Below are 21,119 nucleotides of genomic sequence, written 5' to 3'. Positions count from 1 at the left end.
CGCCCCTTCCCCCGAGGAACCGCCCCATGCGCCGCGCCGCCCCCCTGCTGTCCCTGCTGCTGCTGCCGGCGCTGGGCGCCTGCGGCTCGCTGGAGCGGCTGTCCCGCATCGGCCAGGCGCCGGAGATGGCGGCGATCACCGACCCCACCCGCTCGCCGGACTGGCGGCCTGTGACCATGCCGAGCCCGGCGCCCAACAGCGACGCGCAGTCCATCGCGGCCAACAGCCTGTGGCGGCCGGGCAGCCGCACCTTCCTGCGCGACAGCCGCGCCGCGGCGGTGGGCGACCTGGTGACGGTGCTGGTGTCCATCCAGGACGAGGCGCAGCTGCAGAACAACACCGACCGTTCGCGCAACAACACGGAGAACCTGGGCATCCCGCGCCTGCTGGGCCTCGACGCCTCCTACGCGCGCTTCCTGCCCAACGGGGTGGACCCGACCAAGCTGCTGGAAGCGTCCTCGGCCAATTCCAGCGCCGGCGCCGGCACGGTGCGGCGCAACGAGACCATCACCCTGCGCGTCGCCGCCACCGTCACGCAGCTGCTGCCCAACGGCAACCTCGTGCTGTCCGGGCGGCAGCAGGTGCGCGTCAACAACGAGCTGCGCGACCTGTCCATCGGCGGCGTGATCCGCTCGCAGGACATCGCCTCGGACAACACGGTGAAGCACGACCGGCTGGCGGAAGCGCGCATCACCTATGGCGGGCGCGGCACGCTCAGCGACGTGCAGCAGCCGCGCTACGGGCAGCAGTTCCTGGACGCGGTGCTGCCGTTCTGAACGGGGCGGCGCTGCCGTCCGGTGGGATGGCAGTGCCGGGACCGGCACCAGACGCCCGTGGTGGCCGGTCGGGTCCCTGCGGCCACCCCGTAGCAGCGGGCCCACGGGGAAGAGCATCCCCGTCCTGCGATATCCCGCAGGCAGGTCGCGAAAACGCGAAAGGGCAGGCGGACCGAAGCCCGCCTGCCCTTCACGCCGCGTTGCGGAGTGGCGACTTACTTGTCGCCGGCGACCTCGCGGGCCTTGTCCTTGATGCCGCCCACGGCATTCTGGGCCTTGCCCTCGGCGCGGTCGGCTTGGCCTTCGGCCTGCAGCTTGGTATCGCCGGTCAGGTTGCCGACGCCTTCCTTGACCGCGCCCTTGGCCTGCTTCAGGCCACCTTCGATACGATCCTTGTCCACCATGTCCGTGCTCCCTGATGTCTTTGATCGACGGATCCATAACGCCGTTTTGCGTGATGGGTTGCCTGGCCCTGGCCAGGGGCGCAGGCCGGGGCCAGATGGGGCGGCATGTGCGGTCGATACATCCTGCAGCGCGAACCCCACGTGCTCGCGAACCACTTCGAGACCACCAACGCCATCCCGAACTACGCGCCCAACTACAACGTCGCCCCCACGCAGGATGGGCTGGTGGTGCGGCGCCACCCGGAAAGCGGCGCCCGCAGCCTGGACCAGCTGCGCTGGGGCTTGGTGCCGCGCTGGGCCAAGGACGCCAGCGGCGGCGCCCGGTTGATCAACGCCCGGGCCGACGGCGTGGCCGACAAGCCCTCCTTCCGCGACGCCTTCACCCGCCGCCGCTGCCTGGTGCCCGCCGACGGCTTCTTCGAATGGCGGCAGGAGGAGCCCGGCCCCAAGCAGCCCTACGCCATCGCCCTGCGCTCGGGCGAGCCGATGGCGCTGGCGGGGCTGTGGGAAGGCTGGAAGCAGCCGGACGGCACCTGGCTGCGGACCTATTCGATCATCACCACCGACGCCAACCAGCGCATGTCCGCCCTGCACCACCGCATGCCCGTGATCCTGCCGCGCGAGCACTGGCCGGCCTGGCTGGGCGAGGCCGAGGCCGGCCGCGACGACCTGCTCGGCCTGCTGCGCCCCTGCCCGGAGGACTGGCTGGCGGTGTGGCCCGTGGACAAGCGCGTCAACCGCGTCGCCGAGAACGACCCGTCCCTGCTCGCCCGCGCACCGCGCCCGCCCGGCGATGACCTGGACGACCCGCCGGCGCTGCATCCGGCGGGGTCGGGTGGGTCTGGTGGCCCGGACCGCGGCCAAGGGGGCTCTGCCCCCTTGGAACCCCCGCCAGGAGCTTAGGCTCCTGGACCTCATGAGCGCTCCGCGAGGAGGGGCTCTGGGACAGGTCAGGCCCGTGGCGCGACGGCGGTCCTAAGCCCCTGCTCGCGGAGCGCTAAACGTGGGGTCCGGGGAGTTTAAACTCCCCGGCGGGGTCCAGGGGCAGCGCCCCTGGCCACGGCTCAAGCCACGAGAACCACCCGGATCAGGCGAAGCGCCGGCCGCCGATCAGGGCCAGGCCCTCGGCGACGGACACGAACTCGCCGCCGCCGGCCACGCGGGCGGCGCCGAAGCGGTCGGTGAACAGTTGCTGCACGGCCGGCACCAGGGAGGTGCCGCCGGTCAGGAAGACGCGGTCCACCTCCGCGGCGCGCAGGCCGGCGCTGGCCAGGGCGGCGTCGATGGCGGCGGCCAGCTGTGCCAGCTCGGGGGCGATCCAGGTTTCGAAATCGGCACGGGCGATCTCCTGCTCCACGGCGAAGGCGCCGTGGCGGAAGCGCAGCGTGGCGCGGTCCTGCCGGGACAGCGCCGCCTTGGCGGCCGAAACGGACTGGTACAGGGCGTAGCCGGCCTCGTCCTCGATCAGCTGGGTCAGGTGATGCAGCTTCTCCGGGTGCAGGGCGGTGCGCGCCACCTCGGCGATCTCGCGCAGGGTGCGCGGGGCGCGCATCAGGGACAGCCGGTGCCAGCGGGCGAAGCTGGTGTACCAGCCCGGCGGCACCGGCAGCTCCTTGCCCATCACCGTGTACAGGTCGCCCTTGCCCAGGCGCGGCGACACCACGCGGTCGATGATGCGGAAGTCGAAGGCATCCCCCGCCACCCCCACCCCGGCGTGGCCCAGCGGCGTGACCTCGCCACCGCCCCCGGGCTCGAAGCGGAGCAGGGAAAAGTCGCTGGTGCCGCCACCGAAATCGCCCACCAGCACCGTGGCGGCGCGGTCCAGCGTGGAAGCGAAGCGGGTGCCGGCGGCCTCGGGCTCCAGCGCCACGGTGATGTCGGGCCAGCCGGCGGCGGCGAAGCCGGCGCGCAGCCGGTCCTCGCCCAGGGCGTCGTCCGCCGTCTGTCCGACGAAGTGCACGGGGCGGCCGGCGACCACGTGGCTGGTGTCCGGCAGCGCGCCGCCGGGCAGGCTGCCCCGCGCGCTGTTCAGCAGGTCGCGCAGCAGCAGCGACACCAGCTGGTCCAGCCCGAAGGAGCGCCCGAGCACGCGGGTTTCCCCCAGGGAACGCTGCGCCAGGTAGCTCTTGATGGACATGATCAGCCGGGAACCCAGCGGGTCGTCCAGGTAGGCCTCGATTGCCCGTGGCCCGGCGGCGTGGCGCAGCAGGCCGCGCCCGCCCGGCCCGTCCTCCGCCCAGAAGCAGAGCACGGAGCGGAACACGTCCAGTTCGGCCGCGCCCACGGCGTAGCGCGCCGTGGCCACGCGGCCGTCGGGAAGCAGCGCGGCCACCACGCTGTTGGTGGTGCCGAAATCGATGCCGATGACCTGGGGCAAGAAAGGACGTCCGGGGAAAGGGCGGGGCGGCGGTTTGCCCCGGTCGGCCGCCGCGGGCAAGGCTGCGAGGCCGCGCGGCCGTTGCGTCCCGCGCCCGAACCGTCGCAAACACCCAACCCACCGAGCGGAGACGAGAAGCGGCATGAGCAACAGCGTGGCCCCTACCCCCGGCGCAGCCGTGAGCCAGGACCGGCAATGGGACCGGCTGATGCAGATGGCCGAGATCGGCGCCATTCCCGGCGAGGGCGTCAACCGCGCCTGCCTGACGCCGCTGGACCGCGAAGCGCGCCGGCTGCTGATCGGCTGGGCCCAGGCGATCGGGCTGAGCGTCTCGGTGGACCCGATCGGCAACCTGTTCCTGCGCCATGAGGGCAGCGACCCCGAGGCCGCGCCGGTGCTGACCGGCAGCCACATGGACACCCAGCCCAATGGCGGCCGCTTCGACGGCATCTGGGGGGTGATCGCAGGTCTGGAGGCGGTGCAGGCGATCCGCGAGAGCGGCACACCCATCCAGCGCCCGATCGAGATCGTCGCCTGGACCAACGAGGAGGGCGGCCGCTTCGCCCCGGGCTGCATGGGCTCCATGGCCTGGTCCGGCGACAAGCCGGCCAACACCTGGGACGCCGTGACCGACCCGCAGGGCGTGACCTTCAAGCAGGCACTCCTCGAGCACCAGCAGGCCGAGGCCGACCTGCCCCGTCGCACCCTCGGCCCCGCCGCCGGCGGCCCCAAGCCCGCCTTCTACCTGGAAGCCCATATCGAGCAGGGCCCGCGGCTGGAAGCCGAGGAGATGGATATCGGCGTGGTCACGGGCATCCAGGGCTCGCGCTGGTTCGTGGTGGAGCTGCGGGGCGAGACGGCGCATGCCGGCACCGCGCCGCTGGGACTGCGCAAGGACGCCGTGCAGGACATGATCCGCGCGATCACGGCGCTGAACGCGCTGATGACCGACCCGCAGGACGTGCTGCGCTTCACCGTCGGCCGCATCGAGGTGAGCCCCAACACCTCTAACTCGGTGGCCGACCTCGTGCGCTTCACCATCGACTTCCGGCACCCCGACAAGGACGTGCTGCTGATGAACGGCGACGCGGTGGAGAACACTGTGCGCGGCGCGGTGAAGCACTGCGAAGTCACGGTCACCGAGCGCTTCCACGCCCTGCCGGTGGAGTTCGATGCAGTGGTGCAGAACGCGGTGGAGGATGCCGCCACGGCTCAGGGGCTGAAGACCCTGCGCCTGCCCTCGGGGGCCTTCCACGACGCGCAGTTCATGGTGCCGATCTGCCCGACGGGCATGCTCTTCGTGCCCTGCCGCAAGGGGATCAGCCACAACCCGGCGGAATATTCCTCGCCCGAGCAGCTGGCCGCCGGCGCCCGCGTGCTGGCCGCCGCCCTGGCGGAACTGGCCAACCGCTGAACACGCCGCGCCGCGGGGGCCCGCAGCGCGGGTCCGCGCGGCGCGAAGCGGGCGCCGCTTCTTTTCAGCGTCCCGGCACCGTCGCTTCCACCTCGATGGAATTGTACCAGGCGGCGAGGTCGCGAATCTGCGCCTCGTCCAGCGTTTCCGCCACCACGCTCATCTGCTCGTGCCGGCGCGTGCCGTCGCGATAGGCACGCAGCTGCGCGGCCAGGTAGCTGCGGTTCTGCCCGGCCAGGCTGGGGGCGTCCGGCTGCACGGCGATGCCGTCATTGCCGTGGCAGGCGGCGCAGGTGCCGCCCGCCAGGCGCCGCCCGGCGCGCGGATCGCCCGCCGGGTCCTGCGCGCGGGCCGCCGGGGCGGCGCCGAGCAGCCCCAGCAGCAGCAGCGCGCCGGCCTGCCTCAATTCCGCTCCCCGTAGGAGATGCGGTAGATCGCGCCGGCGCTGTCGTCGGACACCAGCAGCGACCCATCGGCCAGCATGGCCACGTCCGCGATGCGGCCCATGTACTCGTTGTTCTCCTCGTCCAGCCAGCCTTCCGCGAAGGGCCGGCTCTCGCGCAGGGAACCGTCGGGGTTCAGGAAGCTGACCATCACCCGCGCGCCCACCGCACGGGTGCGGTTCCAGGACCCGTGCTGCGCGTCGAAGATGGCGCCGCGATAGGCTTCGGGAAACATGCGGCCGGTGTAGAACACCATGCCGAGGTCGGCGGCATGCGGCGCCATTTCCGCCACCGGCGGCACGGCGTCGGCGGGCGGCGTTTCGCGGGCGTATTCGGCCGTGCGCACGGTGCCGCCGCCGTACCAGGGGAAGCCGAAATTCTGCCCGGCGCGGGTGGCGCGGTTGATCTCGCCCGGCGGGCGGTCGTCCCCCATGCCGTCCACCTGGTTGTCGGTGAACCACAACTCGCCCGTGCCGGGGCGGAAATCCATACCCACGGAGTTGCGGATGCCGCGGGCGTAGACCTCGCGCTCCGAGCCGTCGCGGTTCATGCGCACGATGCCGCCGATGCCGTGCCGGTCGAAGAGCTCCCGCTTGGCCGGGGGCGGCACGTTGAAGGGCTGGCCCAGCGCGACGTAGAGCTTGTTGTCCGGCCCGATGCGGCAGACCCGCGCGGAATGGTTGAAGCTTTCCTCCGACGGCGGGATCAGCTGGCCCTGCGCCACCACCGTTTCGGCGGCCACGTCCGGCCCCTCGTAGAAGAACTCGGCGGCCGGGAAGGCCAGCACGCGGTTGCGCTCGGCGACGTAGAGCACGCCGTCGGCCGAGAAGCAGACGCCGTTGGGGATGGAGAACGGCACGGAGGGCGCGAAGACCTTCACCTCGTCGGCCACGCGGTCGCGGTCGCGGTCGGTGACGGCCCAGACGCGCTGCTTGCGGGTGCCCACGAACACCACGCCCGAGGACGGTCCCACCGCCATGTGCCGCGCATCCGGCACCACGGCGTAGAGCTCGATGCGGAAACCCTCCGGCAGGCGGATGCGGCGGAGGTTGCGGCGCAGCTGGTCGGCGCGGCGGCCGTCCTGCGGCACGGTCTCGATCTCGGCGGAGGTGCCGGTGGTGCGGAAGCCCTGCAGCCGCTCCAGGTTGGCGCCGTTTCCGGCCGCCGGTGCCGCGCCCGGCGTTCCCTGGGCCGGCGTTCCCTGTGCTGGCGTTCCCTGGGCCAGCGCCCCCGGCACGCTGCCCGGCAGCGCCGCGCCCAGGCCGGCCGCCAGCAGAGCGGCCGCGGCCCGCAGGCCGGTTCCACGGAACTTCGAGGTTCTCATCCGCCCGTTCCTCCCCGCCGCCCTTTCAGCAGCGGGCGGCTTGCCGCGAAGCCTGCGCTCGGCTGCCCGGCCGCCGCAAGCATCGCGTGCATTCGCGGGGTGCGGCGAAGCGCTCCCCTGGGCAGCGGCGAAGCGCACCCGCGGGGCGCAGCGGACTTCCCCCGTGGAGGGCGGCGACGGCGTCCGGGCCGGCGGCTCAGCCGTCCTCGCACCAGGATTCCGGGACGTGGCGGAAGGGCAGCGCGCGCAGGTCCAGCGTGGCGGGGCCCGGCGTGTCGCAGGCCACCATGGCCGAGCAGAGCGCCGCGAAGTTGTTGCGGAACTGCCCCTTGCCCTTCACCGCCAGCAGCCGCAGCTCGCCCGGCGCAATCCCGTGCAGTTCCAGGAAGGCCGGGTCCAGCGTGGCCGCCCGGCGGCTCGTGACCACGACGCGCAGTTGCCCCGCCCGCAGCAGGGCGGTGTTGCCCAGCTCCACCGTGGCGCCCCGCTCGAAGGAGCCGGTGTTGGTGAAGCGCCCGTCGGTCAGCCGCTCCACGGTCGCGCACAGCGGCACGGGGGGGCCGTAGGCGGGTGAGAGCCGGGCGCCGAAGCCGCGCTCCACCACCCCGCCTACCCCCGCCGCCTGCGCCGCCGCCACCGCGTTCGGGTCATGCAGGAAGGCGAAGAGGCTGGGAACCTCCGGCTGCACCTCGGCCAGGGCCCGCAGCAGCCCGGGCGTGTCCGCGCCGCCGCCAGAGCCGGGATTGTCCGAGGGCTCCAACACCGCCACCAATCCGGGTGGCCCGGCCAGCGCCTGCCGCAGCGCCTCCTGCGGGCCGGGCAGCCGCTCGGTGAAGCGGGTGCGGCGATCGGCGATCAGGCCGGCGAGGTGGTCGGCCCATTCCTCCGCCAGCGCCCGCCGTTCCGCCCAGACCATGGCGCCCGGCCCGGCATGCGGGCTGTCGCACCAGGGAAAGCCCCCCAGCACGGAAGCGTCCAGCAGCCCGTCCCGGCGCAGCGTCCGCGCCTCGGCCCAGACTTCCGCCATGGGGCCGGAATCGCTCTGCATGTGCAGGCTGCGCAGCAGGAAGGGCAGCTTGGTCAGCACCCCGTGCGGCCGCGGCATGCCCATCAGCCGCCGTTCCAGCATCTGCAGGGCGCGGTGCGCGGTTTCCGCGAGGTCGGTGTGCAGGTAGGCGCGGCAGGCGCTGGCCCCGTCCAGCAGCGCCATCGCATCCTCGCCGAGGTTGGCGTGCAGGTCGAAGCTCGCCACGATCGGCACGTCGGGCCCCACCGCCTCGCGCAGCTCGCGCAGGATGGTCAGCTCCACCGCCGGGTCGGACACACTGGTGCAGGCGCCGTGCAGCGCCGCGTAGACGCCGTCCCAGCCGCCGCTGCGCAGCCCCGGTAGCACGTCGGCGAACCAGGCGTGCAGCACCTCGTCCCCCAGCGGCCCGCCAGCCAGGGCCGAGGCGCAGCGCAGCACCCCTGCCTGCCAGTCCGGCCGGTAGCGCAGGAACTGCACCAGCCCGCCGAGCTCCGTGGCACGCCCGGCGGCCCGCGCCAGCGCGTCGCGCCCTTCGCACCATTCGCGCGCCCGGAACGCGTCCAGCCCGACCGGACCGGCCGCGAAGCTGTTGGTCTCGTACCAGAAGCGAACAACGGCGACGCGGGGCATGGTTCCGGGCCCTAGGGTGGGGAAGTCGAGGGCACCAGGGCCGGCAATCCTTGCGGCCAGGGTGCGTCGTCCCGCGTCGCGCGGGTGGATGGGGCCGGGCTACGGCGCGCCCCGGTGCTTCGCGTGGCTCAGGGCTGCTGCACCCCGAAGGTGTCGCAGCTCTGCACCGTGCCGCCCTGGAAGCCGCGGCGGAACCAGCGTGCCCGCTGGGCTGAGGAGCCGTGGGTGAAGCTTTCCGGCTGCACCGTGCCGCGCGACTGCCGCTGCAGGCGGTCGTCGCCCACGGCGGCGGCGGCGTTCAGCCCTTCCTCCAGGTCGCCCTCCTCCAGGATGCGACGGGCGCGGTCGGCCTGGTTGGCCCAGACGCCGGCGAAGCAGTCCGCCTGCAACTCGATCCGTACCTGCACCTGGTTGGCTTCCACGCCGTCGCCGTAGCGCTGCTGGATCTGGTTGGCACGCTGCAGGATGCCGAGCTCGTTCTGCACGTGGTGCCCGACCTCGTGCGCGATGATGTAGGCCGCGGCGAAGTCGCCCTGCGCGCCCAGCCGGCGCTGCAGCTGCGCCATGAAGTCCAGGTCGATGTAAACGCGCTGGTCGTTGGGGCAGTAGAAGGGGCCGGTCTGCGCCTGCGCCGCACCGCAGCCCGAGCGCGTGGCGCCGGAAAACAGCACCAGCGTCGGCTCGTGGTAGGTGCGGCCGGCACGGGAAAACTGTTCGCGCCAGACCTGCTCGGTTTCGCCCAGCACCTGGCCCACGAAGCGGCGCCCGGCATCCTCCTGCCCGGCGTTCTGCCCGGCATCCTGTCCCGGCGCCTGGCTGCGCGGCACGCCGGGGTCGACCCGCCGTTCCCGCGGCGCCGGCTGCACGCCGGGATCATCGCCGCCGCCCACCAGCCCGGTGAGGTCCACGCCGAAGAACAGGCCGAGCAGCACGATCACCACGCCGCCGATGCCGAGCCCGCCACCGGGCACGCGGAAGCCGCCGCCCCCGCCGCCGAAGCCGCCCCCGAAGCCGCCGCCCTGGCCGCGGCGATCCTCGACGTTCTGACTTTCGGGCCCGTCCAGGCGCATCCACCATCTCCCCAACGCGATCCGGCAACGTGCCGACACCCTGGGGGGTTGCCGCCGGCCGCCCGCCCCCATTCGCGCTGCCGCGAGGATCGCGGCCGTGGGCACGAGGACCGCTGCCGAAGCCTTGCGGACCTCTGCCGGACCGCATGATCGCCTCCGGGGTCGCGCGGCCCCGGGGCAGGGGTCCGCAAGGATCGCCGCTCCCGGGAGGCGGCGCTAACCTCGTCGCATGCCCAACCTGTTCCTGCTCATCGCCATCCTGGCGGAGGTCGCCGCCACCACAGCCCTGAAGCTGTCGGACGGGTTTTCCCGCCCCCTGCCCGCGGCCGTCACCGTGGCCGGCTACGCGGTGGCCTTCTTTTTCCTGTCGCTCTGCCTGCGCAGCATGCCGGTGGGCGTGGCCTACGCGATCTGGAGTGGGGTGGGCATCGTGCTGGTGTCGCTGATCGGGCTGTTCTGGTTCGAACAGCGGCTGGATGGGCCGGCGGTGCTGGGCATGGCGCTGATCGTAGCGGGGGTGGCCGTCATGAACCTGTTTTCCCGCAGCACCGGCGGCTGACCCCGCCCGGCGCGCCCCGCGGCGCCATCCGTCGCGCGAAGCCCTCCGGCGCCAGCCTGTGGCCCGGTCAGCCCTTTCCCAGGAACGGAAACTCCCCCGCCGCTTCCCACGGCCCGCCGCGGTAGCGCCACAGCAGCAGCCCCTCGCCGCGCATCTCCCAGGGCGTGAAGCCGCTCTCCAGCGCCGCCAGCAGGGCGCGCGCCTCGGCCGGGTCGACCTTGTTCTGCACCGTGACGTGCGGCCGGAAGCCCTGGCGGTCCTGCGGGGTCAGCCAGCCGTGCCAGGCATCGGCCAGCATCCCGCGCAGCTTGGGCAGCGCCGCGCCCTCCACCACGAAGGCCACGCCGCGCCCCAGCGAGCGCAACCCGGCCACCCGCAGCGGCATCGGCGCGGTGCCGGCGCAGAGCGTGCCGAGGTTGGCCGCCACCTCCGCTTCCGCATCGCCGGGCAGGGCGTGAAACAGCGTCAGGTGGGCGGAAAGATGGTTGCGCTCCGGCGGGAAATGCGCCCGCCGGAGCGCATCCAGCCGCGCGAAGCTGTTGGTGTCCATTCGCAGCGTCAGGATCAGCGGCGCCGGGCCTCGGCCCTCGTCCATGGGTCGGCGCTCACTTGCCGCCGTTCACGTTCAGCACCTCGCCGCTGATCCAGTCCGCCAGGGGACCTGCGAAGAACAGCACGGCCTTGCCGATATCCTCCGCCGTGCCGAGGCGGCGCAGCGCGATGCCTTCCACCAGCCGCGCCTTGCCGTCCTCGCCGTAGGATTCCAGCTGCGCGATCGAGGACGGGTTGGTGGGCGCGAAGCCCGGCGCCACGGAGTTCACCGTGATGCCGTAGGGTCCCAGCTCGTGCGCCAGCTGCCGCGTCAGCCCGACCAGCCCGTGCTTGGAGGCGCAATAGGCCTGGATCCCCGTGAGGGATCGTTGCAGCCCGGCGCCGCTGCTGACCGTGACGATGCGCCCGCGCCCCGCCCGCTTCATCCCCGGCGCCGCCGCCACGCACAGGTTGAAGGCGGCGTGCAGGTTGATGTCGAACAGCGCGTGCCAGTCTTCCTCCGGCACGTCCTCCACCGGGCGCATCACCTGGCCGCGCACGCCGCCGGCATTGCACACCAGCACGCCGATCGGCCCGCCGCTCGCGGCCTCCACGCGGCCGATCCAGCCGCGCGCCGCACCGGGGGCGCAAAGGTCGAAGGCTTCGGCCGTGATGCCGGTTCCCTCGGCCGTTTCCGCCAGTTCCGCCGCCGACAGGTCGCAGCCGAAGACGCGCGCGCCCAGTTCGTCGAAGGCGCGGGCGATCCAGCGGCCGAAGCCGTGCCCCGCGCCGGTCACCGCCACCGTGACGCCATCGAAGCGCAGATTCATCGGGAAAGCTCCAGCAGGTTGTTGTCCGACATCGGGCGGCGCCCGTCCTCGCATTCATGCACCATGGCCACCAGGGCCGTCACCGCCGGGCAGGCAATGCCGTGCTGCGCGCCGAAGCTCGCGATGGGGGCGATCTGCACGTCCACCTCCGTGCGGCGGTGCCGCACCCAGAGGTCGCGCCACACGCCCGAATGCGTCTTGGCGTTGGGACGGTTGAACGCCACCATCGCCGCCACGCTGTTTCGCGCTGCTTCCTCCGAGGCGCCGGGGGCGAAAGCCGCCGGGTCGAAGCCGTTGAAGCCCATCGGCCGCACGCCCTGGGCCTGCGCCACCGCCACGGCCTCGCCGCCCAGGCGGCGCCACAGCGGCAGCAGTTCCGGCCGCGCCAGGCAGTCGGCGATGCCGGCCTCGCCCAGCGCCTGGGCAAACAGCATCGCGCCGTAGCCCAGCTTGCCCCACAGGTAGCCCCAGATTTCCGGTGTGGTGATCGCCCCCGGCTCGAACTCGCTGAGGATCGCGTGCAGTTCGCGCAACCGCGGCGTGACCGCGCCGTCCAGCTCGCCCAGCACCATGGCGCCGCGGCCGCCATAGAGGATCAGCCCCGGCTCGATCCAGTCGGCGGAGAAGTTCACGAAGGCGCCCACCGTGCGCGCGCGGCCCACCACGCCTTCCAGGATGGTCTCGCACAGCCCGTTCTGCAGCGACAGCACGAAGCCGTCCTCGGCCAGATGCGGCAGCAGCGCGCGGGCTGCGGCTTCCGTGTGGTGGCCCTTGACGCACAGGAAGACCCGGCGGAAGCGGCCGCGCAGCGTGTCCGGCGTGTCGGCCGGCGCGTGCACGGTGAAGTTCTCGATCGGCCCCTCGATGCGCAAGCCACGCGCCGGGTCGGCAATGGCGGCGACGTGCGCGGCCTCGATGTCCACGAAATGCACGGGATGGCCGGCGCGCCGCAGCGCGGCGCCCACCGTGCCGCCGATCGCCCCCGCGCCCCAGATCAGGATCGGCTCGCTGTCCGCCATCATGCTCCCTTCCATTCCCAGCCACGGCAAGTGCCGTGGCGACCGCGGCGCTTGCCGTGGCGGCCCGGGCCACCGATGCTGCCGGCCGATGCAACGCTGGGGCCAGCCGGGGAATGACGTCAATGCGCGCCGCGGGCACGGCGCCCACCGAGCCGGAGGCGGCGCGGCGGCGCGGCAACCTGCGCGGCGCGCTGCTGATGTGCGCCGGCGCCCTGGCCTTCGCGATGGAAGCGCTGTTCGTGCGCTGGATGAACGCGCGCGGCATTCCCACCGCCACGCAGGTGCTGGCGCGTGCCACGGGGCAGCTGGTCTGGGTGGTGCCGGCGTTGATCGCGGCGGGGCCGGCGGTGTTCCGCACGCGGCGGCCGTTGCTGCACCTGTTCCGCGGCATCTCCTCCATGTGCACCTGGGGCCTGTACTACATCAGCATGGGGCTGCTCGACCTCGCCACGGCGACGGTGCTGTCCTTCACCAACGTGCTCTTCTCCACCAGCCTCGCCGGTCCGCTGCTGGGCGAGAAGGTGGGCGCCGCGCGCTGGGCCGGGGTGGTCGCGGGGCTGGTCGGGGTGGCGGTCATGCTGCGGCCCTGGGAAGGGGCGGAGAGCGGCATCCCGCCGCTGGGCGCCGCGGTGGCGCTGCTGGGGGCACTGACCTGGTGCAGCATCAGCCTGTCCTCGCGCACGCTGACGCGCACGGAACCCACCGTGACCATCGTGGCCTGGGTCGGGCTGGTCACCACGCTGGGCTCCCTGCCCTTCGCGATCTGGAGCTGGGAGCCGCTGGCCCTGGGAGATTGGGGGGTTCTGCTGGCCTTCACCGTGCTGACGCCCAGCCTGCTCTGGCTGCTGACGGAGTCCTACCGCTACGGCGAGGCCAGCGCGGTGGCGCCCTTCCAGTACCTGCGCCTGCCCGTGCTGGCGCTGGCGGGCTGGTGGCTGTTCGGCGAGGTGCCGGACGCCTGGGGCTGGGCCGGCTCCGCGGTGATCCTGTGCAGCGCCTTGCTGGTCACGGTGGCCGAGTTGCGGCGGCGCGGATAACGGTCCACCCGAAATGAGCAACCGCGACGCCCGCCGCCACCTCGCGGCCGATCCCGTGCTGGGCCCGGTGGTCAGGCAGGTCGGCCCCTGCCGCCTGAAGCCCGCCCCCGGCCGCGAGCCCTACGAGGCGCTGATCCGCGCCATCGGCCACCAGCAGGTGCATGGCCGCGCCGCGGAGGCCATGCTGAACCGGCTGATCGCCCAGACCCCGCACCACCCCTTCCCGCCACCCGAGGCGGTGCTGGCCCTGCCGGAGGGCGCGCTCCGTGCCTGCGGCTTCTCGGGCGCCAAGCAGGCGGCGATCCTGGATATCGCGCACAAGGCGGCCGCCGGCTGGGTGCCGACGCGCCGCGCCGCCGCGCGCATGACGGACACGGCGCTGATCGAGCGGCTGGTGGCGCTGCGCGGCGTCGGGCGCTGGACGGTGGAGATGCTGCTGATCTTCACCCTCGGCCGCCCCGACATCCTGCCGGTGGATGATTTCGGCGTGCGCGAAGGCTATCGCCTCGCCGCGGGGCTGCCGGCCCAGCCGAAGCCCAGGGAACTGGCCGCGATCGGGGAAGCCTGGGCACCGTTCCGCTCGGCGGCGGCGTGGTACCTGTGGCGCGCCGCCGACCTGTCCAAGGAAGGGAAGTTCCGGGCGCCGCAGGCGATTTGAGCCGGGCGGCGGCAGGTCTGTAGTGACGGTTCGCCTTACTTCCTTACTTCCGCTCGTAAACCCAAGGCGATACGGTCTGAAGCTGAGAAGGCCCAAGCCGAGCGTTTCATAGAGGCTGCTCGGCTAGTTGGTGTTGACCAAACCGAAGAAGCGTTTGAGCAAGCCTTCCGCAGAGTGACTGCGTCTCCTACGGAAGGGTCGGTGCCTCCGATAAGCGGGAAGAAAGGTGGTTCATAAATGTGCGGACGTGCTCGAGGACGCTGCGTGCCTGATAGGCGTCGTATTGCGCGCGGTTGTGGGAGACGTGGTTCCGCCAGCCATCCTTGAAGTAGGCGAACTCCTTGGCTGCTTGTGCAAGGAACTCTAGACGCTCGTTCTTCAGCGCCCCCTTGGGCAGGGTAGCCGCCTCCTTCTTTATGGCGCTCTCGATCTCGTTGATGATGTTATACCACTGCTGAAATTCGAAGGTCAGGCCAAGATCATCTGCAACGGTCCTAATGCCGTGTTCAAGAACCCGCATTAGGTGGAACACCGCCGCAGTCGGGTGGTGTAGCGCCCAAAGATCCACCGCAGCCTTGATCTCATGCTCGGCCGATGGGAAAGCCCGCACCGTGGGCGCCCATTCATCTGTCCACGCGAGTAGGACGGCGCCCTGTTCTTTCGGGTAGCGATAGATCAGGTGCCCCGACATTTCCGACTTGATGGTTTCCAGAAGCACGCGCGCCTCAGTCGCGAAGTCGCGCTGTGTAAATCGGTGATTGAGACGCTTGCGTATAACGGCGATGCGGGCCGGGACCGCCGACCACTCGAAAGGCCTGCCGATGCTCTCCGCGATACCCAGCCAGCCAAGCAGCTTCTCTCGCTCTACCGCCGTTATCTCCCCCTCAAGTTCGTCCAGGCTAATTGGGGCCACTCGCGCACGCACGACACTCTCAAGCATCAACTGCGCACACAACTCGCATAGACCGGAAAGCGACCCGTTGATCACGTCGGCAAGGCTCCACAACCAACCCAACTGAAATTCGCGCGACACAGCATCGAACATTGGCCCGCCCGTCTTATCCCTCCCTACGCGACTGCGCTACGGCAAGTGCAGTATTAGGAAGATAGTCTTAAAACAAGGCGTTGCTAGTCAAGGCGGCGCATGTGGCAGCCTCTGGGCTCCCTGACACACCCGGCCGGAAGTGCCACGGATGATCGACGGGATTCCGCGTCGCGGCGGCTGTCGGACCGCCACGGACACGCGGCGCGGATTCGCGACCCGAGCGCCCGTTGGGCCAGCGCCAACTCCCGAAAGAAGATGATGGTGGGAGGTCCGGAGGGAGGAAGAATTCCTTCTTCCTTCCTCCGGGCAGGACGGGCCACCGGCGGGCGTCAGCCCTCGTCCAGGAAATCCTGCACCAGTGCCTGGAACCCCGCCGGGTCCTCCACGTGCACCCAGTGCCCCGCCTTTTCCAGCACGGCGAAGCGTGCCTGCGGAAACAGCGCGCGGAACGCCGCCTCGTGCTCCGGCCGGATGTAGTCGCTGCGGCCGCCGCGGACCACCAGCACGGGGCCGTCGTATCGGGTGCCGGCCGGCAGCGGCGCCCAGTTCTCGATGTCGGGCAGGGCGGCAGCGATTTCCTCCAGCCCGATGCGCCAGCGCGGCGGTTCGGCGTCCAGCCGCAGGCTCTGCAGCAGGAAGCCGCGCAGCATCGGGTCGGGCACCGCGGCGGCCAGGGCGGCGTCCGCCTCGCGCCGGGACAGGCCGGGGCGCAGCGGTACGCCGCGCATGGCGTCGATGTAGTCGCGGAAGATCGTGGGCGGGTTGGGCACGGGCGCGATGTCGGCCACCAGCAGCCGCGACACCGCCCCCGGATCGGTCAGCGCCAAGCGCATCGCGATCTTGCCGCCCATGGAATGCCCCACCAGCGCCGCCGGCCGGGCGCCCAGGCCCCGCAGCGTTTCCGCGGCATCCGCGGCCATGGTGTCGAAATCCATCCCCGCGTCGTGCGGGCTGTCGCCGTGGTTGCGCGCGTCCATCGCCAGCACGCGGTGCCGCGCCGACAGTGCCCGCGACAGGGCGCCGAAATTGCGCGCCTGGCCGAACAACCCGTGCAGCAGCGCCACCGGCGGCCCTTCGCCGCCCTCCAGCACGTTCAGGCGCATCGCGTCCTCCTCATCCCCGCAGGGCCACCACCATGCTGAGCAGGATCAGCACCGCGCCGGCCGCGATGTCCCAGCCCAGCGGCTCCCCCAGCCATAGCGCCGAGGCCGCCAGCCCCACCGCCGGCACCAGCAGGAAACCCACCGCCGCCACCACGCTGGGCAGGCGCCGTCCGGCCTCCACCACCGCCCAGGTGCCGATCGGCGCGGCGAAGAGCCCCACGAAACCCGCCGAAACCCAGGCGCCCGGCCCGATGCCGCCCGCCGGTTCCCGCCACGCCGCCAGCGCCGCGACCAGCACCCCGCCGAGCCCGAAGGCGAAGGGGATCAGTTCCAGCATCGGGCGGCGCGGCGGCCGGGCGCGCACCGCCAGGATCGCCAGGCTCCAGCACAGTGCCGCGCCCAGCAGCAGCAGGTTGCCCGCCACCTGCGCGCCGTCGCGCCAGTTCACTGCCCAGGGGCCCAGCATCGCCAGCGCCCCCGCCAGCCCCAGCCCCGCCGCGAACCAGCGCTGCCGCGACACGCGCTCGCCCAGGATCAGCACCGATAGCGGCACCAGCCAGAATACCGTCAGGTTGCTCAGCACCGCCGTGCGCCCGGCCGTGACCAGCGACAGCGCGAGGTGGCTCAGCGCGAAGAAGGCGCCCAGCTGCAGCCCGCCCAGCGCCAGCACCGCCGGCCAGTCGCCCCGTTCCGGCCAGCGCAGCCGCCCGCGCCAGGCCACCAGCAGCCCCGTCACCACTGCCGCGAGGCCGGAGCGCGAGGCGGCGAACCACAGCGGCGTGGCATCCGCCAGCGCCACCTTGGTGATCGGCCACACACCGCCGAACAGCACCACCGCCAGCAGCAGCAGCCGCAGGTCGGCCCAGCGCAGCGCCGGGGCGTCAGCCGGCAGAACGGCCGTCCCGCCCGCACGCGGTTCCCGCCCCCGGCCGGACCCTGGCGGGCGCCACCCTGCCGAGGGGGCCGGGCCGGGCGGCGGTGCGCGTCATTCCGCCACCGTCAGCACGATCTTGCCGATATGCGTGCTGCTTTCCATCAGCGCATGCGCCTCGGCCGCGCGGGACAGCGGGAAGGTGGCGTGCACCGGCGGCAGGCAGCGGCCCTGCCTCAGCAACGGCCAGACCTGCTCTTCCAGGGCGCGGGCGATCTCGCCCTTCTGCGCGGTGGTGCGCGGCCGCATGGTGCTGCCGGTGACGGTGATCCGCCGCACCATGATCGGGCGCAGGTCGACCTTTTCCGCGGTGGTGCCGCCCAGGAAGGCGATCATCACCAGCCGCCCGTCCAGGCCCAGGCATTGCAGGTTGCGGGCGAAATAGGGCGCGCCGACCATGTCCAGCACCACGTCCAGCCCGCGCCCGCCGGTGAAGTTCTTCACCTCCGCCACGAAGTCCTGCTCGCGGTAGTTGAAGGCCGCCTTGGCGCCGAAGCGGCGGCAGGCTTCCACCTTGTCGGCCGACCCAGCGGTGGCCAGCACCGTGGCGCCGAAAGCTTCCGCCAGCTGGATCGCCGTGACCCCGATGCCGGAGGTGCCGCCATGCACCAGCACGGTCTCACCCGCGCGCAGCCGGCCGTGGCCGAACAGGTTGGCCCAGACGGTGAAATAGGTTTCCGGCAGCGCCGCCGCGCGCAGGGTGTCCAGCCCTTCGGGGATCGGCAGGCACTGCGCTTCCGGCGCCACGCAGTATTCCGCGTAGCCGCCGCCATTGGCCAGGGCGCAGACCCGCTCGCCGACGCGGAAGCGGCCGGTGCCGGCGCCGCAGGCCACCACCTCACCCGCCACTTCCAGCCCCAGCACCGGGCTGGCGCCGGGGGGCGGCGGGTAGCTGCCGCCGCGCTGCGCCACGTCCGGGCGGTTCACCCCGGCAGCCAGGACGCGGATCAGCAGCTCGTCCGCCTTGGGCTCCGGCACCGGGCCGCGGGCCAGGGCCAGCACCTCCGGCCCGCCGCCCGCGCCGTGCGCCACGTAGCTCATCTCCTGCGGCAGCGTCGCCATGGCCGGTTCCCTTTCCCCGAAGCGGCGGCAAGGTCGGCGGCGCGCCCGGGGGCGTCAAGGCGAGCCGCCCTGGCACACCGCCGCCCGCCCCGCCGGCGGGACCCCGCGGCGCCGTGCCGCCGGCGCATGGCCGCGCCCGCCCCCCCCCGCGCGGACAGGCTTGCACGGGGCCCGCGCTTCCGCTTGCATCCGCCCCGCCATGGAGGCCCGCGCGGGCCGGGGAGAACCGGCCATGCATCCCGTCGCGCGCCGTCCGCTCCTCCTCGCCGCCGCCCTGGGCGCCCTGTGCCCGGACCTCGCCGCGGCGCAGGGTGGCGGCGACGGCCGCGCGGAATGGCGCCTGGGTGCCCTGTTCCCGTTTTCCGGCCCGCTCTCCCTGCTGGGCGACGAGAGCTTCCGCGGCCTGGAACTGGCCATCGAGGAGCGCAACGCCGCCGGCGGGCTGCTGGGCCGGCCGATCCGCCTGCTCAAGGGCGACGCGGCCGACCCCACCCAGGCCGTGGCGGAGGTGCGCCGCCTGACCGGGGCGGAGCGCGCCTCGGCGGTGTTCGGCACCTTTGGCAGCGCGCTGGCGGCCGCTGCCTCGCAGGTCGCGGATGCCGGGGGCGTGCCCTACCTGGAGCTGGGCGCGGTGGCGGACGAGCTGTCCACCCGCGGCTATCGCTGGTTCTTCCGCTCCTGCCCGCGCGCGGCGGAGATCGGGCGGCTGGCCGCCGATGCCGTGCCGGAGGTGCTGGCGCCGGGCTGGGGCGTGCCGCCGGCCTCCCTGCGCGTGGTGCTGCTGCACGAGGACGCCCCCTTCGGCGCCAGCGTGGCGGAGGCGCAGAACGCCCGGTTGCGCGAGCGCGGCCTGCCGGCGGTGGAAAAGGTCGCCTATGCCCCGCGCTCCTCCGACCTGTCGCCGCTGGTGCAGCGCCTGCGCTCCCTGGGCGCGGAGGTCGTGCTGCACACCGGCTATCCCAACGAGGTCGTGCTGCTGTTCCGCGCCTTTCGCGAGGCCGGCTGGCGGCCGCGGGTGGTGGTGGGCGCCGGCGCCGGCTACAGCCTGGCCGACACCGCCCATGCCGTGGGCCCGGAATTCGAGGGCACGCTGAACGCCGCCTTCACCCAGTTCGAGGTGAACGAGGCCGCCGCCCCCGGGGCCCGGCCCTTCGTGGACACCTACAAGCGCCGCTACGGCGCCGAGCCGCGTTCCGGCCACAGCCTGGCCAACTACGCCGGCGCGGGGATCTTCCTGGATGCCATGACCCGTGCCGGCGGCACGGACAAGGACCGGCTGCGCGCGGCGATCCTGGCCACGGACATCGCCCCCGCCGACACCGCCACCGGCTGGGGCGCCCGCTTCGACGAGCGCGGGCAGAACACCCGCGGCCGCCCCTTCCTGTGCCAGTGGCAGAACGGCCGACAGGTCACGGTGTTTCCCGCCGCCGCCGCGGTGGCACCGCTGCGGCTGCGATAGCGCGTCACCCCTGGCGCGTGGCCCCTGGCAGGGGCGCTCCGCGCCGCTGGGCCGCGGGGTTCACTCCGCCTTGATGCCGGCCGCGCGGATGATCGGCTCCCATTTGTTCAGCTCGCTGTCCAGCCACTGCTGCGCCGTGGCCGGGGTGGTGTCGGACCGCGTGGTCATCGCCAGGTCGGACAGGCGCTGCTTCACGCTGTCCTGCGCCATGACGCGGTTCACCGCCTCGTTCACCGAGCGCACCACCGCCTCCGGCGTGCCGGAAGGCGCGAACACCATGTGCCAGGTATAGGCCTCGAAGCCCGGCACCCCGGCTTCCCCCACGGTGGGCAGGTCCGGCAACTGCGGCAGGCGCTGGGTGGCGGTGACCGCCAGCCCCTTCACCTCGCCGCGCGTCACGAAGGGCAGCGCGTTGTTGGCGATGGAGATCATCATCGCCACCGTGCCGTTCAGCAGGTCCGGCATGGCCGCGGATTCACCGCGATACGGGACGTGGTTCACCTTCAGGTCGCCGGCCTGCCGCAGGAACAACTCGGTGGCCAGGTGCAGCGCGGCGCCGTTGCCGGTGGAGGCGTAGTCGTACTTGCCCGGATTCGCCTTGAACAGCGCGATCAACTCCTGAAGGGAGTTCACCGGCAGGTCCTTGTTCACCATCACCAGCATCGGGATCACGCCGGTCAGCGCCACGGGGGTGAAATCCGCGATCGGATCGAAGGGCAGGCGCGGGAAGATGGCGCGCAGCGTGGAATGGGCGATGGTGGTGTAGAGCAGCGTCTGACCGTCCTTGGGCGCCTTGGCCACGAGGTCGGAGCCCACCACCACGCCGGCGCCGGTGCGGTTCTCCACGATCACGCGCTGCGGCAGGACCTTGCTCAGTTCGTCCGCCAGCAGCCGGGCGGGGATGTCGGTCGGGCCGCCGGCGGCAAAGGGCACCACCAGCCGCACCGGCTGCGTCGGCCAGGGCGCGCCCTGCGCCCGTGCGATCCGCGGCAGAACCAGGGACGAGGCGGCGGTGGCCAGCAGGGTGCGACGGTTCATGCAGGGATCTCCGCCCGGGAACGGTTCCGGGAAGGAAAATTACTGGACTTCCATTATCCCGGCGTCAACGGAAGGCGGCTGTGCCCCGTGCCGGACGCGTGCCGCGGCCGGCGCGGGCCATCGCAGCCCCCTGTTGCCGCCCACCTCGATGCCGCCCGCCCCGTCCCGCCGCACTGGTTCCGCTGCGCCCGCTCCCACGGCACGCATTCCCGCCGCGCCCGGCTTTGGCCCTGCCCCGGCTTCGCCGTCCTGACACGGCCCTGACATCGAAGCTGCACAGTTCGCCGCTAGGTTGCGCCGCCATGATCCGATACCGAATGCTTCCCCGTCCTTCGGCGCAGCGGCCGCGGGTGATCGGTGGCCAGACCTACTGGGTGCAGCC

General features: G+C 72.6%; 21 protein-coding genes. 7 read left to right on the top strand and 14 right to left on the bottom strand.

Features of this window, described 5'->3' with window-relative positions; all coding sequences use genetic code 11:
- Window positions 1–26: 26 nt before the first annotated feature.
- Window positions 27–776 (top strand): flagellar basal body L-ring protein FlgH, encoded by a 750-nt coding sequence (gene flgH / locus ACLIBK_RS14660; RefSeq protein ID WP_415388015.1) that lies wholly within the window; start codon window positions 27–29, stop codon window positions 774–776.
- A gap of 215 nt (window positions 777–991) precedes the next feature.
- On the opposite strand, the gene ACLIBK_RS14655 is transcribed toward flgH, so the two are convergent.
- The gene (locus tag ACLIBK_RS14655; protein WP_415388014.1) at window positions 992–1,180 is read right to left on the bottom strand and encodes a CsbD family protein; all 189 of its coding nucleotides are present in this window, start codon (window positions 1,178–1,180) and stop codon (window positions 992–994) included.
- 105 nt (window positions 1,181–1,285) lie between these two features.
- On the opposite strand from ACLIBK_RS14655, the gene ACLIBK_RS14650 reads away from it, so the two are divergent.
- On the top strand, window positions 1,286–2,083 hold the full coding sequence (locus tag ACLIBK_RS14650; protein ID WP_415388013.1) for an SOS response-associated peptidase: 798 nt from the start codon (window positions 1,286–1,288) through the stop codon (window positions 2,081–2,083).
- A 184-nt stretch (window positions 2,084–2,267) separates the two neighbouring features.
- Here the strand turns inward: ACLIBK_RS14650 and ACLIBK_RS14645 are convergent, their stop codons facing one another.
- A complete protein-coding gene (locus ACLIBK_RS14645; protein WP_415388012.1) occupies window positions 2,268–3,557 on the bottom strand; it encodes an Hsp70 family protein in 1,290 nt (429 codons plus the stop codon).
- Between the two features lie 142 nt (window positions 3,558–3,699).
- On the opposite strand from ACLIBK_RS14645, the gene ACLIBK_RS14640 reads away from it, so the two are divergent.
- A complete protein-coding gene (locus ACLIBK_RS14640) occupies window positions 3,700–4,971 on the top strand; it encodes a M20 family metallo-hydrolase (protein WP_415388011.1) in 1,272 nt (423 codons plus the stop codon).
- Window positions 4,972–5,035: 64 nt separating this feature from the next.
- Here ACLIBK_RS14640 and ACLIBK_RS14635 read toward each other — a convergent pair whose 3' ends face one another.
- The 4 genes from ACLIBK_RS14635 to ACLIBK_RS14620 form a co-directional block, all read right to left on the bottom strand.
- Entirely contained in the window at window positions 5,036–5,377 is a 342-nt protein-coding gene (locus tag ACLIBK_RS14635; protein ID WP_415388010.1) for a c-type cytochrome, read from the bottom strand.
- Complete coding sequence (locus ACLIBK_RS14630; RefSeq protein ID WP_415388009.1) at window positions 5,374–6,738, bottom strand: PQQ-dependent sugar dehydrogenase; 1,365 nt, start codon at window positions 6,736–6,738, stop codon at window positions 5,374–5,376. The genes ACLIBK_RS14635 and ACLIBK_RS14630 overlap by 4 nt, the downstream gene beginning before the upstream one ends.
- A 196-nt stretch (window positions 6,739–6,934) precedes the next feature.
- On the bottom strand, window positions 6,935–8,395 hold the full coding sequence (locus ACLIBK_RS14625) for a M81 family metallopeptidase (RefSeq protein WP_415388008.1): 1,461 nt from the start codon (window positions 8,393–8,395) through the stop codon (window positions 6,935–6,937).
- A 128-nt stretch (window positions 8,396–8,523) separates the two neighbouring features.
- Window positions 8,524–9,465, bottom strand: a complete 942-nt coding sequence (locus ACLIBK_RS14620; RefSeq protein ID WP_415388007.1) for a neutral zinc metallopeptidase — start codon at window positions 9,463–9,465, stop codon at window positions 8,524–8,526.
- Between the two features lie 229 nt (window positions 9,466–9,694).
- On the opposite strand from ACLIBK_RS14620, the gene ACLIBK_RS14615 reads away from it, so the two are divergent.
- Window positions 9,695–10,024, top strand: coding sequence for a DMT family transporter (locus tag ACLIBK_RS14615; RefSeq protein WP_415388006.1), 330 nt, complete (start codon window positions 9,695–9,697; stop codon window positions 10,022–10,024).
- Between the two features lie 67 nt (window positions 10,025–10,091).
- Here the strand turns inward: ACLIBK_RS14615 and ACLIBK_RS14610 are convergent, their stop codons facing one another.
- Genes ACLIBK_RS14610 through ACLIBK_RS14600 form a run of 3 tightly spaced genes read right to left on the bottom strand, consistent with a single transcriptional unit; the run spans window position 10,092 to window position 12,407 of the window.
- Window positions 10,092–10,619, bottom strand: coding sequence for a 2'-5' RNA ligase family protein (locus ACLIBK_RS14610; RefSeq protein ID WP_415388005.1), 528 nt, complete (start codon window positions 10,617–10,619; stop codon window positions 10,092–10,094).
- A 10-nt stretch (window positions 10,620–10,629) separates the two neighbouring features.
- Window positions 10,630–11,385: an SDR family NAD(P)-dependent oxidoreductase gene (locus tag ACLIBK_RS14605; RefSeq protein WP_415388004.1), complete on the bottom strand. Its 756-nt coding sequence runs from the start codon at window positions 11,383–11,385 to the stop codon at window positions 10,630–10,632.
- Window positions 11,382–12,407, bottom strand: coding sequence for a ketopantoate reductase family protein (locus ACLIBK_RS14600; protein WP_415388003.1), 1,026 nt, complete (start codon window positions 12,405–12,407; stop codon window positions 11,382–11,384). Before ACLIBK_RS14600 ends, ACLIBK_RS14605 begins: the two co-directional genes overlap by 4 nt.
- 119 nt (window positions 12,408–12,526) lie before the next feature.
- Here ACLIBK_RS14600 and ACLIBK_RS14595 point away from each other — a divergent pair, with 119 nt between their 5' ends.
- Complete coding sequence (locus ACLIBK_RS14595) at window positions 12,527–13,441, top strand: DMT family transporter (protein WP_415388002.1); 915 nt, start codon at window positions 12,527–12,529, stop codon at window positions 13,439–13,441.
- Between the two features lie 13 nt (window positions 13,442–13,454).
- The gene (locus ACLIBK_RS14590) at window positions 13,455–14,099 is read left to right on the top strand and encodes a DNA-3-methyladenine glycosylase family protein (protein WP_415388001.1); all 645 of its coding nucleotides are present in this window, start codon (window positions 13,455–13,457) and stop codon (window positions 14,097–14,099) included.
- A 187-nt stretch (window positions 14,100–14,286) separates the two neighbouring features.
- Here ACLIBK_RS14590 and ACLIBK_RS14585 read toward each other — a convergent pair whose 3' ends face one another.
- From ACLIBK_RS14585 to ACLIBK_RS14570, 4 genes are all read right to left on the bottom strand, one after another.
- The gene (locus tag ACLIBK_RS14585) at window positions 14,287–15,144 is read right to left on the bottom strand and encodes a hypothetical protein (protein ID WP_415388000.1); all 858 of its coding nucleotides are present in this window, start codon (window positions 15,142–15,144) and stop codon (window positions 14,287–14,289) included.
- Between the two features lie 329 nt (window positions 15,145–15,473).
- Window positions 15,474–16,247 (bottom strand): alpha/beta fold hydrolase, encoded by a 774-nt coding sequence (locus tag ACLIBK_RS14580; protein ID WP_415387999.1) that lies wholly within the window; start codon window positions 16,245–16,247, stop codon window positions 15,474–15,476.
- A gap of 10 nt (window positions 16,248–16,257) precedes the next feature.
- Complete coding sequence (locus ACLIBK_RS14575; protein ID WP_415388030.1) at window positions 16,258–17,091, bottom strand: DMT family transporter; 834 nt, start codon at window positions 17,089–17,091, stop codon at window positions 16,258–16,260.
- A 141-nt stretch (window positions 17,092–17,232) separates the two neighbouring features.
- Complete coding sequence (locus tag ACLIBK_RS14570) at window positions 17,233–18,240, bottom strand: NAD(P)H-quinone oxidoreductase (protein ID WP_415387998.1); 1,008 nt, start codon at window positions 18,238–18,240, stop codon at window positions 17,233–17,235.
- Window positions 18,241–18,472: 232 nt separating this feature from the next.
- On the opposite strand from ACLIBK_RS14570, the gene ACLIBK_RS14565 reads away from it, so the two are divergent.
- Window positions 18,473–19,699, top strand: a complete 1,227-nt coding sequence (locus ACLIBK_RS14565) for an ABC transporter substrate-binding protein (protein ID WP_415387997.1) — start codon at window positions 18,473–18,475, stop codon at window positions 19,697–19,699.
- 60 nt (window positions 19,700–19,759) lie between these two features.
- On the opposite strand, the gene ACLIBK_RS14560 is transcribed toward ACLIBK_RS14565, so the two are convergent.
- Complete coding sequence (locus ACLIBK_RS14560; RefSeq protein WP_415387996.1) at window positions 19,760–20,737, bottom strand: Bug family tripartite tricarboxylate transporter substrate binding protein; 978 nt, start codon at window positions 20,735–20,737, stop codon at window positions 19,760–19,762.
- Window positions 20,738–21,119 lie beyond the last annotated feature (382 nt).

It is taken from the genome of Roseomonas sp. BN140053 (assembly GCF_047690175.1).
Taxonomy (GTDB): Bacteria; Pseudomonadota; Alphaproteobacteria; order Acetobacterales; family Acetobacteraceae; genus Roseomonas.
This window is presented reverse-complemented; position numbering and strand designations above follow the sequence as displayed.

Coding starts and splice junctions, on each gene's coding strand:
- ACLIBK_RS14560 (WP_415387996.1), bottom strand. CDS start 20,737: ATGAACCGTCGCACCCTGCTGGCCACCGCCGCCTCGTCCCTGGTTCTG.
- ACLIBK_RS14595 (WP_415388002.1), top strand. CDS start 12,527: ATGCGCGCCGCGGGCACGGCGCCCACCGAGCCGGAGGCGGCGCGGCGG.
- ACLIBK_RS14640 (WP_415388011.1), top strand. CDS start 3,700: ATGAGCAACAGCGTGGCCCCTACCCCCGGCGCAGCCGTGAGCCAGGAC.
- ACLIBK_RS14655 (WP_415388014.1), bottom strand. CDS start 1,180: ATGGTGGACAAGGATCGTATCGAAGGTGGCCTGAAGCAGGCCAAGGGC.
- ACLIBK_RS14630 (WP_415388009.1), bottom strand. CDS start 6,738: ATGAGAACCTCGAAGTTCCGTGGAACCGGCCTGCGGGCCGCGGCCGCT.
- ACLIBK_RS14615 (WP_415388006.1), top strand. CDS start 9,695: ATGCCCAACCTGTTCCTGCTCATCGCCATCCTGGCGGAGGTCGCCGCC.
- ACLIBK_RS14600 (WP_415388003.1), bottom strand. CDS start 12,407: ATGATGGCGGACAGCGAGCCGATCCTGATCTGGGGCGCGGGGGCGATC.
- ACLIBK_RS14605 (WP_415388004.1), bottom strand. CDS start 11,385: ATGAATCTGCGCTTCGATGGCGTCACGGTGGCGGTGACCGGCGCGGGG.
- ACLIBK_RS14565 (WP_415387997.1), top strand. CDS start 18,473: ATGCATCCCGTCGCGCGCCGTCCGCTCCTCCTCGCCGCCGCCCTGGGC.
- ACLIBK_RS14650 (WP_415388013.1), top strand. CDS start 1,286: ATGTGCGGTCGATACATCCTGCAGCGCGAACCCCACGTGCTCGCGAAC.
- ACLIBK_RS14580 (WP_415387999.1), bottom strand. CDS start 16,247: ATGCGCCTGAACGTGCTGGAGGGCGGCGAAGGGCCGCCGGTGGCGCTG.
- ACLIBK_RS14625 (WP_415388008.1), bottom strand. CDS start 8,395: ATGCCCCGCGTCGCCGTTGTTCGCTTCTGGTACGAGACCAACAGCTTC.
- ACLIBK_RS14585 (WP_415388000.1), bottom strand. CDS start 15,144: ATGTTCGATGCTGTGTCGCGCGAATTTCAGTTGGGTTGGTTGTGGAGC.
- flgH (WP_415388015.1), top strand. CDS start 27: ATGCGCCGCGCCGCCCCCCTGCTGTCCCTGCTGCTGCTGCCGGCGCTG.
- ACLIBK_RS14590 (WP_415388001.1), top strand. CDS start 13,455: ATGAGCAACCGCGACGCCCGCCGCCACCTCGCGGCCGATCCCGTGCTG.
- ACLIBK_RS14610 (WP_415388005.1), bottom strand. CDS start 10,619: ATGGACGAGGGCCGAGGCCCGGCGCCGCTGATCCTGACGCTGCGAATG.
- ACLIBK_RS14620 (WP_415388007.1), bottom strand. CDS start 9,465: ATGCGCCTGGACGGGCCCGAAAGTCAGAACGTCGAGGATCGCCGCGGC.
- ACLIBK_RS14570 (WP_415387998.1), bottom strand. CDS start 18,240: ATGGCGACGCTGCCGCAGGAGATGAGCTACGTGGCGCACGGCGCGGGC.